The sequence below is a fragment of the Chryseobacterium sp. X308 genome (assembly GCF_020733145.1).
Classification (GTDB): domain Bacteria; phylum Bacteroidota; class Bacteroidia; order Flavobacteriales; family Weeksellaceae; genus Chryseobacterium; species Chryseobacterium cupriresistens.
Window position 1 is genome coordinate 35,833 of sequence record NZ_JAJFZH010000028.1, and the last position, 7,988, is coordinate 43,820.

At 38.7% G+C, this 7,988-nt stretch carries 7 protein-coding genes and 1 pseudogene; 1 reads left to right on the plus strand and 7 read right to left on the minus strand.

Features of this window, described 5'->3' with window-relative positions:
* Nucleotides 1–59: 59 nt before the first annotated feature.
* Nucleotides 60–707, minus strand: coding sequence for a response regulator transcription factor (locus tag LIV57_RS20745; protein ID WP_227944127.1), 648 nt, complete (start codon nucleotides 705–707; stop codon nucleotides 60–62).
* Entirely contained in the window at nucleotides 704–1,438 is a 735-nt protein-coding gene (locus tag LIV57_RS20750; protein ID WP_227944128.1) for a sensor histidine kinase, read from the minus strand. Before LIV57_RS20750 ends, LIV57_RS20745 begins: the two co-directional genes overlap by 4 nt.
* 413 nt (nucleotides 1,439–1,851) lie before the next feature.
* On the opposite strand from LIV57_RS20750, the gene LIV57_RS20755 reads away from it, so the two are divergent.
* Nucleotides 1,852–1,992 (plus strand): hypothetical protein, encoded by a 141-nt coding sequence (locus tag LIV57_RS20755; protein ID WP_227944129.1) that lies wholly within the window; start codon nucleotides 1,852–1,854, stop codon nucleotides 1,990–1,992.
* 47 nt (nucleotides 1,993–2,039) lie between these two features.
* Here the strand turns inward: LIV57_RS20755 and LIV57_RS20760 are convergent, their stop codons facing one another.
* The 5 genes and pseudogenes from LIV57_RS20760 to LIV57_RS20780 all read right to left on the minus strand — a co-directional run.
* Nucleotides 2,040–3,473 carry a hypothetical protein gene (locus LIV57_RS20760; protein WP_227944130.1) on the minus strand — a complete coding sequence of 478 codons (1,434 nt, stop codon included), beginning with the start codon at nucleotides 3,471–3,473 and terminating at the stop codon, nucleotides 2,040–2,042.
* Between the two features lie 10 nt (nucleotides 3,474–3,483).
* The gene (locus tag LIV57_RS20765) at nucleotides 3,484–6,288 is read right to left on the minus strand and encodes a hypothetical protein (RefSeq protein WP_227944131.1); all 2,805 of its coding nucleotides are present in this window, start codon (nucleotides 6,286–6,288) and stop codon (nucleotides 3,484–3,486) included.
* 9 nt (nucleotides 6,289–6,297) lie between these two features.
* A complete protein-coding gene (locus LIV57_RS20770; protein ID WP_227944132.1) occupies nucleotides 6,298–7,098 on the minus strand; it encodes a WxL protein peptidoglycan domain-containing protein in 801 nt (266 codons plus the stop codon).
* Between the two features lie 80 nt (nucleotides 7,099–7,178).
* Nucleotides 7,179–7,724: a peptidoglycan-binding protein LysM gene (locus LIV57_RS20775; protein ID WP_227944133.1), complete on the minus strand. Its 546-nt coding sequence runs from the start codon at nucleotides 7,722–7,724 to the stop codon at nucleotides 7,179–7,181.
* Between the two features lie 82 nt (nucleotides 7,725–7,806).
* A pseudogene (locus LIV57_RS20780) lies at nucleotides 7,807–7,988 on the minus strand (peptidoglycan-binding protein LysM); the annotation flags it as partial.

A 7,988-nucleotide genomic window follows, 5' to 3' on the forward strand; every position in this document is an offset into this window, starting at 1 on the left:
CCGGAGCAAAAAGTGGCCCGTCTGCAACTATTTAGTCTAAAGCTTCTGTGATAGCATTTTTACTGATTATACAGCCTGAGAATCTCCACCAATTCGGGCAGAGACCGTATTTTCAGCTTCTCAAATAACCTGTTTTTGTAAGTGCTTATCGTCGATGAATGGAGATTCAGCTGATTAGAAATTTCTTTGAGGGGAAGACCTTCTGCAAGCTTATTGGCAATTTGCAATTCGCGGTCTGACAGCGCTTCAAAGGGAGACTTTTTCGTCGTGCCATTTAAGGATTCTAAAAAAATAGCTTCCTTTATATTATCACTGACATACCGCCCCTTACTGAGCATCGCCGCCAAAGCAGTCTCAATAACTTCAGTGGAGCTTAGCTTGCTTAGATAGCCGCCAGCTCCCATTTTCAGATAACGCATTCCATACAACTCTTCATCCTGTGAAGAAAATATTAGAATTTTTAATTCAGGTTGATGTAATTTTATGTAATCTATTGCTTCCTGAACAGTGCCATTGGGCATATTAACGTCCATAATGGCCAGATCGAATTCTTCTTTCAGAATTAATTTGTACAGTGATTTATAATCCTCTACTTCTGAAATTATGGCATCGGGTCTGAATCGTTTGATTGTTTGTATCAAACCCATCCGGACGATACCATGATCGTCTGCTACAACAATGCGAATGTTTACTTTTGAACCCATCATTCTATAAATTTACGTAAAAAAAGAGAAACCGTAGTGCCTTTATTTTCAGCGGAAATGATCTGGATGTTTCCATGCAGCAAGGATATAAAATTTTTTACAATTTTCAAACTTAATCCTACTCCTTTCTCTCCTGCAGTTCCCAGAAATATGGGATTATCATAATTGTAGATCCCCGATAAATACTTTTCATTTATTCCTGTTCCGGAATCAATTACAGAAAGTACAACCTGATCACCTTCTGTACCGGCCTGAAAATAAATATCCTGACCCGGCAAGGAGTATTTTACCGCGTTGTTAAAAATTTTATCCAAAACATATTCGAGCAACAGCCGATCGCTTGTAAGAAATGCATTGTGATCTCCTTTAAAATAAAATTTAATGTTTTTTTCTTTTAATTTAACAGTGTATTTTTCTTCTAAATAGTGAAAGAGGTCCATCACCATGATTGTAACAGGTTTAATCTTAAATTCCCCGTATTGTGTTTTTAGCCAGGCAATACTGTCCTGAATCGTTTGCAGGTTCTTCCGGGCATCACGTTTTATCTGCGGCAATAATTTAAAAAAATCTTCCTCACTTATGGTCTTTTGCTCCAGCTCTTCGATAAGCCACAGAAAGGTTCCAAACAGTTCTTTTGAGTCATGAGACAATATCGAAATCAGTCCGTTCTTGAAATTAATTTCGTTTTCAAGTCTTTCGATTTTTAATTGTAGTTCGTTGATCAAATCATTCATAAATTCAGTATCACGGTTAGAAGCTGTTTGAATTGTTTTTTTGAAAGAAGGCAGAAGGAATTATATTGCTTAAATACAAATAAAAACATATAGTTCAGATCTTTCTTCCAGAGCTGGCAAGTTATAAAAAATATCATATTAGTGAAAAAAAATCAAATGGGATTTACCTGAAATAATACAGGTCCTGTTTTATCTCACAAAAAAGGCTGTGTCAGATTCCATGAGAATTTTGACTCTGGCAGACTGTTTACCGGTATTATCGAAAATAGAGAAAAGGTGAAATATAGAACAGTATTAACAGATTACTGATCACAAAAAGCTGAATAATGCAGGATAAAAATGGCAGCCTGAAGTGGCAATCATTGATAGCCAGACTACCAAAATACATCTACAGGTAGTGAAAATTATAAGAAGTGAATGAAAAACTCATCAAAGGAAGAAAAAGTATCTATGGAGATACTTCAGGAAATTTTTTGGAAAGTTTTGTGGCTTCGGTCAATTGCTATCACGGAAGTACAGCTGTAAAATGCTGGGACAAAATACGCTCAGAATGAATTATCGCTATTAAATGAATCTAAAAAAACTATTTCAGAAAGTAGGGTTAGATTGCCGTAAAACTATAATACACATTGACAGAGTAAGTGGTATTTTCCTTCCCTACCAAACTTTGGGCACCCGCAGGCGAAATGGTGTATCTTACGTTTAGTCCCCGGTCCAGAACCGGAGTTCCGTTAAAGAGTATTTTTTGAGGAGTTTTGGATAAAGGTACATTTACAGAACTTCCGTCCAATCCAATTTGTAAAATGTTGGAGTTGATGTCGGTCTGCAGGCCGCCTTTCTTGAAATAATTTTCGTCCGATTTTACATAGAGCTCAAAATTTTCATTATTAGACAACATAATCTGGTTGGGAATCATTTGTGACTGGCCATCCGTGTAATGGGCAGCAGTATTAAAATTGAAGTTGACATTGCGCCCGGAACTGGGAATGGTGATCTCCGACAGAGGAAGCACCTTTACCTGAACAGCCGTATTTTGCAGGCTGTTAATGGAGTTATCTGTACTTCCGGCATTGAAGTTCAATTCAAATGTATAGGTTCCGGCTTCAAAAAAGAAATTTTTAAAATCTTCCGCAGACACATAAAGCTGGGAAGTGAAGCTGTTTCGGTTTCCCGCAGCAACACTGAAATTAGCCGCGGAAAAATTCTGAAAATCGGCAGATAAAGCTTTGGTGGTAAGTGCAGATCCGTTACTCCCCAATTTAATGCTTGTTATACTTCTGGTTCCCGGAACCCCTTTAGAAGAAGTAAACTGAATGTTTGCGGAAGCAGCTTTCGCCCAAAAATTAAAATCAACCGTATGCGCGATTTCCGTATTCCCCAAATCCCACACCCGAGTGCTTGTATTCCGATAGTCATTCAAAGAAGAAATTTCTATGTATTTTGTTAAAGAGTTTGCAACCCATCGTATAGATGAAGGAATAACTAAAATTGTTTTAAAATTACGGGGTGTGAAGTCATTATAATTCTGAGTAATATCCATAGAGTAATTCCCGGCCCGGAAGGCATTGGCCGTAAATTGTGAGGCAGGAATTTTAAATGTAAAATTGATATTTCCCCGGTTGAATCCTCCCGCGAGACTGATCGATGGCGGTTCAAACCATTTTACAGCGCTTGTACTGAACGACTGAAAACCTGGCAAATAACCTGAAATCCCGGTATATGGCAGCTGGCCGCCCATACTTTCCAACTGCCACAGAAGCGTGGAAGCGGGTAAAGCAAGTGAGGAAGAAGAGTGAGTAAAAGTTGGTCCTGAAACAGAGGTAAATGTAGGAGCGGTTGGGAGTAATCCCAAAAAGGCATAATCCCAGTTGGTTCTGTTGGCGTTCGTCATTACCCTTGTAGGTACTGAGGTAAACTCGGTCCTGTTAAAAATATTACTTTCAGGAACCGACAGGTACACATCCTGAGCTTTCGTGGCTGCAGACCCGCAGAACACGGTAAAAATTCCTATTAGAAAAGCCCTCATCTTTTTCATACTTTTAAATTTAAAACTTTTTCACCTTAATGGTGGTGTCTTTCTTCTTATATTCAAAAACCAGAGTTTTTGAGTACCCTTCTTTTGTCACCTGAATAGTTTGGCTGGGTTGTGTATAGCTGTATTTGTCATTTTCAATATAGATGTTATATTTTCCATCTTTCAGGAAAAATTCAAACTCATTTTTCTGGTTAACCACGGCAGTATAGATCGTGCCATCTTCACTTTTTGCATACACCACTATTCCGGTTACATCCGTTTCCAAAACATCGTAGGCCTGCCTGATCTCTGTTAGTTTCCCGCTTACCCTGATGTTTTTTACCAGGCCCACTTTGCGGTTAATATTGTTATGGACCATAATGGAAGGATCCATCATCAACCGGGCACCTGCATTTTCGTTCACTTTCAGTGTGTAAGTACCTTCTGGCACATTCTGAAAGACTACTTTTCCATTCTTATCCGTCATCGCTACATAATTGTCCAGTTTTACAATTTCATTAGCAAGTACCGATTCGCCGGATTCCAGAAGTCCATTGAAATTTTTATCTTCAAAGAACTGGAAAGCCACTTTATGATTTCCAAGAGCCGTAGCGGTGGTAAAATATTTTTTAATCCCCGCTCTGAACTGGTAATAACTGCCGCTGCTTGCATATTCAGCCGTAGATTTATAACCGGAAAGATTAAAATAACCTGTGGTGGACCAGGAAGGCGAAATCTTATATTCCAGATTACCAGTGATATTGCTGTTTAAATTTTGATACAGTTGCGAATAAAAGGTTCCCGCTGAAAAAGATCCGGTCAGATTATGATTAAACATCTGGAAATTATAAGAGGCGTATACATTATAGTTGGCGAAATTACGGTTTACATTATAATAAGAATTTAAATCAAAGACACTGGTTGCGTTCCATTGGGCAGTTCCGTTAAGGGAGAATGACTTATATCTGTAAGACAAGGTTGCTTTCAGACTGTTGAACCAGTCTGGTTTATCATTCTCTTTTGAATAAGAATATTCCGCCGTAAGGTTCAATCCGTGAGCACCTAAAGTAGTACTGATGTTGGCTTCCAACCTATAGGAAAAAAGTTCCTGTGATGTGTAAAAATTAGCTGTTTTTTGCTTTTCAACCTTTGGAGACAGTAGAAAATTCCATTTCTTTAAAGAAAACTGATATCCTAGTCCCAAAGCTTCTGTACTGTTGAAATAATAACGCAAATTAGCGGTGTTCCCAGGTTGGATTGGCTCGCTCTGGAAACTCAGGAACTCAGGCTCTATCTGCGAGTTCTGATATTGTATAAAAGCGCGCTGAGCAGCAGAAAATTGGCGGCCGATCCTCTGATTTGAGAAAAAGGATCCCCTTTTGATCCCTGCATAACTTTTGGTCGCAAAGGAATTGACAGATTGTATATCCCACTTCCCTATTTTCCCTTCGTAATTGGCTCCCAGTAAAGCTCCTGCATTTTCATCGTTGTTCAAAAGACCTTTTTCCTGGCTGACTCCCACCTCCGTTCGGATGGTGTGTTTATCGCTGACTAACAATGATGTTACCGCATTCGCTACCTGCGTATCTACGTTAAAGCGCGGATCATGGTCGAATATATAAGACACTTTCCCATTAAAAGATTTAGCATTCCCAAAAGCATATTTTGTACCTACCATGGTAGATCCTTCTGTTTGCTGGAAAAAAGTGCCGTACAGATTATAATTATTTTCAAGTGCAAGAACTTCAATCTGATTATTGTTACCAAACCTGGTAGAAATTTTCCCGCCCCTTCCGAAAACCGGATAATCGTAATCGCTGCTGTTAACATTTCCCAAACGTAATACCGTATTTTTTCTCTCCAGTTCCAGCCAGGTATCATACAGATTATAACGGCCGTCTTCAACATAGTAATCTGCACCGATATTGAAGCGCGATTTTACATTATCAGTAACACGAAATGCTGTGTTTCCCCTCAACTGGAGATAATTGAAACCTGAACTGTTTTCATTATAGCTCATTTCCGCAAAGTTACTTCCGCTCACCGCTTCATTTCCACGGGCAATCTGTCTGTTATGTGATAAAATGACTAAATAGAGCGTGTTGCTTCCCACGATTTTATTATCAAGAAGGTCTGTGACAATTGCATTAATATTAAATTCCGGATAAAGTGTATTCTGTTTTCTGACTGCAATTTTAATCTCAACCGTTTGCTTTTCCAAACCTTCCAGGGATACAGTCTGTTGTTTTGGCAAAATTTCCAAACCATCAGGAATGGATTGCAGATCAATTTTAACGGTGCGTTTACTATACCCCTGATTTTCTACAGTCAGCAGAATTGAGGATTGAGGTAAAGCAGGGTTAATGAAATTTTCGTAGCTGGTGGTATAAACTGCGATATTTTTGTTCTCGCCCTTAGCAACGAAGAACGAGACGCTTTCAGTTCTGGTGACCGTTGGAGTGGCGTACGAAACCTGGAATTGGATCTTATTGGATCTAAGTTTCATAAAATCCACGTTGGCAATCAGTTTCACAGGAAGATTTTTAGACTGACCAGCGCCTAAGGTAAAGTCATTTTTGGGATAGAAAAGCAACCCCGGATAGTTTTCCTGAGGAATAATATTCTGAATAATAATCTCTTCAGAACTTTTATTCTCAATGACCAGGAAATTAGTAAAGGTAGAACCTTTTTCAACAGCTAAACTGTCGTTTTCAAAATGGATTTGAATATCCTTTTTTTCCTGCGCAAAGGCCCACGAAAAGTGCAGAAGAACAAATATAAAAAATAAGATTGTTCTTCTTAGTACTGAGGTTGATATTCCATTCTGTGGTTTCAAGACTTACTATTAAAATTTAAAGTTTTTTTCTCCTACACGTAAATCATTGGATTCTGCCATTTTGACGATAACCACGCCAAGAAAGTTCCCTGAAATGTTCTCCGGTAGAGAAAACTGAACGACCTGATTGGTATCCGGAAGCATGGAGATTGAAATTGCGGGTAATTTTATTTCTTTGCCACTGTCTGTGTTGGTGAGTTCAAACTCAACGGTAGCATCATTAATGGTGTTTCCATCATTGTGAATGCTTACTGCGACTTTTCTGTTCGCTGCATTCTCATTGCTCACTTCTGCAATATTGGTAATATCCAGACTTTTTACATGGTTTCCCGGTGGAGTATAAAAGATGTGAAGTCCCACCTCAAATAAGGTGATAATACCAATACCGTTCTGAACACGTGCCTTATCTGCCTGCTGAGGAAGCTGGGTAAAAAACAACATACTGTTCGTAACGGCAGATTGTGATGCGTTTGCAGGAATCTGCATGGTTACTGCAATCTCCTTTGTACTTTTCGCAGGAACTGTTACAGTGTTTTCTAAGGTAGATACCCATGAAGCATTGGAAGTTTTTGAACTGCCTGCTTCAAGATAAACCTTATTTCCGTCTTCTTCTCTGAACCAGTCTTTAGAGTTGAGATTAAAGACATAATCCTTATCCGAGCTGTTCTGAAGCGTGACTGTCTTTGTTACTTTTTCTCCCGGATTGCCGGTAAAAAACAAACGTGTAGGCGACATAGAAATACTTTGTGCCAGAAGTGAAGAAGATCCTGTAAGGATAAAGAAAATGAAAAGGGGAATGAATTTGTGCATGGCGTAAATAGTTTAATAATAAAAGATTCCCAAAACTACTGAAAACATAGCAAAAGGAACCTTTTAAACTAAAATTTTTATTATAAAGCAGTCGCGGTATACGTTACTGTTTGTATATAAGTTCCGGCCGGTTTACCTAAAATATCTGAAGATGATGATTTTGCTGCCGGGATGGTGTAGTCCAGATTCAGTGTTAAGGCACTTCCGAGAGGAGCATTGGATACTAAAGTTCTTTCTCCTGGGGATAAAACCACGTCGTTTTTTGTTCCGCCCATACTTCCGGAAGCTTCTGCAGCTTTGATGGTCAAAACATCCACTGGGATTGAGTTTGAACCATTGAGGAAATTCGGACCGCCTGCTTTTACTTTTACATTAAAGTTCTTTGTGGAAGTAACTTTTAAAGAGTTCGCTTTGGTAATTGTCTGATCAGAATTATAGTCTGCTGCAGTAACATAATTAAAGGCAACTATACCGCCAATTGCTGTACTTCCTGCATCGATAGAGATGACATCGTTCAGGGTAATGGTTGCAGCTGTGGTTGCAGTTGTGTTCTGAGCTTGAATATTGTTAGTTCTAAATATGATTGTTCCAAAAGTTAAGGCTGTGATTGTGATTAGTTTTGTCATGGCAGTAATATTTTATTGTTATTTTTATTTAATTGTTCTTGATGAACACTGCAAATCTACAGCGGTGATAAAAGTTTTTTTATTATAAAGCTGTTGCAGTATAAGTTACTGTTTGCGTGTAAGTTCCGGCCGGTTTACCTAAAATATCAGAAGATGATGATTTTGCCGCTGGAATAGTGTAATCCAGATTCAATGTTAAGGCACTTCCAAGAGGAGCGTTGGATACCAAAGTCTGATCCGTTGCAGATAAAACTACAGCGCTTT